Raw genomic sequence first — 2269 nt, 5'->3', positions numbered from 1 at the left:
TCATTCACTATTGGGTTCAACACGAATTTAAGACCACCAAATCCGCTGTATTGCATCATTAGCAGTCTTTCGCCTACGGTGGCTTGTCGTTTCTCCTTTTCAAGTTTAAAAGCAATTCGTAGGGCATCAATGTTCTGTTGGAGATGTTGCTTTTTACTGAAGCCCATTTTCCTCTATCCATATTGCGATGGTTCCGGTTATTTCGGTATAGAGCAGGTCAAACTCATAACCGTATGCGAAATCATCGGTTAGTTCATAGCCGGAGAAAACAGGCTCGCAAACAGGAAACATTTTAAGGGAGAACGGTCGCAGTTCCTCATCTGCCATTATGGTATCAAACTCATTGCATACCACCTGAAACACGGTATCGAATTTGGAGAAATGCAAGCCCTCAAAAAGTATGTAATTGGCTATTTCGTTGCATTGCTCAATAGCGTTTCCCGAACTAAAAGCCCCCTCGTAGGCATTGGCAGCCCACGAAGAACGTTGCTCAACAAATTTTTGGTCGTTTGCTTTTTCGGGGAAGCTGGTATTTAATAATTCTTGTAATCGTAACCTGAAATACGATAGGTCTTTTTGCTGTGTATCCATACTATAATTTTGTTTAGAATTTTACTTGAAGCCTAAAATTATAGCAGTAGATAAGTGCCTTTGAAGATGTGGCAGGATTTGGCGTTGAGAGGCAGGATTTGGCGTTAAAAGATATAATGCCAAAGATTAATTTGTACCTTTGTTAAGGTCGTAAAAAGGTATATATGAATACACTCTTTATTAAAAATATGGTTTGCAACCGCTGTATTATGGTGGTGCAAAATGAATTGGATAAATTAGGTTTGACTGTAAAAAAAATCAAACTTGGAGAGGTAACATTGGATAAAGAGATTACACCAGAAGAAAAAAATAATTTAGATAAGGTTTTAATTCCATTGGGCTTTGAACTCATTGACGATAAAAAAAGCCGCATCATTGAAAAGATAAAAAATATAATTATTGACCTTGTGCATCATCAGGACAATGACACCAAATCCAATCTTTCAGATGTATTAAGTAGTCAATTGCACCACGATTATAATTACCTATCCAATCTCTTTTCGGAGGTGGAGGGTATTACTATTGAAAAATACTTTATTGCCCAAAAAGTAGAAAAAGTAAAAGAGCTGTTGGTATATGATGAACTGTCTTTGAGTGAAATTGCCTTTCGTCTGAACTATTCGAGTGTAGCCTATTTAAGCAACCAGTTCAAAAAAGTAACAGGACTGACACCGAGCTATTTCAAACAAATAAAAGAAGGTAAAAGAAAGCCGTTGGATAAATTGTAAATCTTACAAATCATTCCCAAAATTTCACAATAGCGTCCATTAATATAATAGCCAATTTTGTATTGTTAATTAAAGCAAGCAATTATGGCAACGAATAATAAAGAAACCATTTATCTTCCTTTGGAAGATGTAGAAAGTGAACATTGTGCATTAATCGTTGAAAAAGGATTAGCACAGGTTAAAGGTATCGCAACCCACAAAGTAGAGCTGAATAACCGCAGGGCAGCTATCACGGTAGATAATAGCGAAGCAATAGGCGAAGCGGTTAAAGCTATCAAAGACTTAGGTTATGGTGTTTCCACCATAAAAAATACATTTCCAGTAATAGGTATGACCTGTGCCTCTTGTGCGAGCAGTGCCGAAAGCATTGTAAAGCATCAGGAGGGCGTTATAAATGCCTCCGTAAACTTTGCTACGGGAAACCTTACCGTTGAATACCTGCCTAATATGACCGATGCTTCAAAATTGCAAAAGGCGGTACAGTCAATTGGGTACGATTTGTTGATTGAGGAAGAAAATAAGCAGCAGGAAACATTAGAAACTATCCACGCTGAAAAGTTCCAAAAGCTAAAGACCAAAACCGTATGGGCTATTACCCTGTCATTGCCTGTTGTAGTGATAGCAATGTTCTTTATGGATATACCTTATGCCAATCAAATTATGTGGGCATTTTCTACACCTGTTGTATTGTGGTTGGGCAGGGATTTTTTTATCAATGCCTGGAAGCAGACAAAACATCGTTCAGCCAATATGGATACATTGGTAGCATTGAGTACAGGTATCGCCTACCTGTTCAGTGTATTCAATATGTTGTTTGCCGACTTTTGGCATCAAAGAGGATTACACGCCCACGTATATTTTGAAGCAGCAGCCGTAATTGTCGCATTTATTCTGTTAGGAAAATTACTGGAAGAAAAAGCCAAAGGCAATACCTCTTCAGCAATAAAAAA

3 protein-coding genes are annotated in these 2269 nt (G+C 37.7%); 2 read left to right on the top strand and 1 reads right to left on the bottom strand.

The features are described from left to right. Positions 1-153 precede the first annotated feature (153 nt). Positions 154-591, bottom strand: coding sequence for a DUF1896 domain-containing protein (locus VLZ86_RS05140; RefSeq protein ID WP_028298702.1), 438 nt, complete (start codon positions 589-591; stop codon positions 154-156). Positions 592-755: 164 nt separating this feature from the next. Here VLZ86_RS05140 and VLZ86_RS05135 point away from each other — a divergent pair, with 164 nt between their 5' ends. Both VLZ86_RS05135 and VLZ86_RS05130 read left to right on the top strand, forming a co-directional pair. Further along, complete coding sequence (locus VLZ86_RS05135; RefSeq protein ID WP_026706441.1) at positions 756-1319, top strand: helix-turn-helix domain-containing protein; 564 nt, start codon at positions 756-758, stop codon at positions 1317-1319. A gap of 84 nt (positions 1320-1403) precedes the next feature. Next, the coding region (locus VLZ86_RS05130; RefSeq protein ID WP_325449405.1) for a heavy metal translocating P-type ATPase at positions 1404-2269 on the top strand (866 nt) is incomplete at its 3' end.

This window comes from Gelidibacter sp. (assembly GCF_035515035.1).
Taxonomy (GTDB): Bacteria; Bacteroidota; Bacteroidia; order Flavobacteriales; family Flavobacteriaceae; genus Gelidibacter.
Note: the sequence above shows the minus strand (reverse complement) of the source record. Positions and strands in the feature narration are given on the sequence as shown.

Bases quoted from the DNA above. Each gene is read 5' to 3' on its own strand.
- VLZ86_RS05135 (WP_026706441.1), top strand. From the start codon at position 756: ATGAATACACTCTTTATTAAAAATATGGTTTGCAACCGCTGTATTATG.
- VLZ86_RS05140 (WP_028298702.1), bottom strand. From the start codon at position 591: ATGGATACACAGCAAAAAGACCTATCGTATTTCAGGTTACGATTACAA.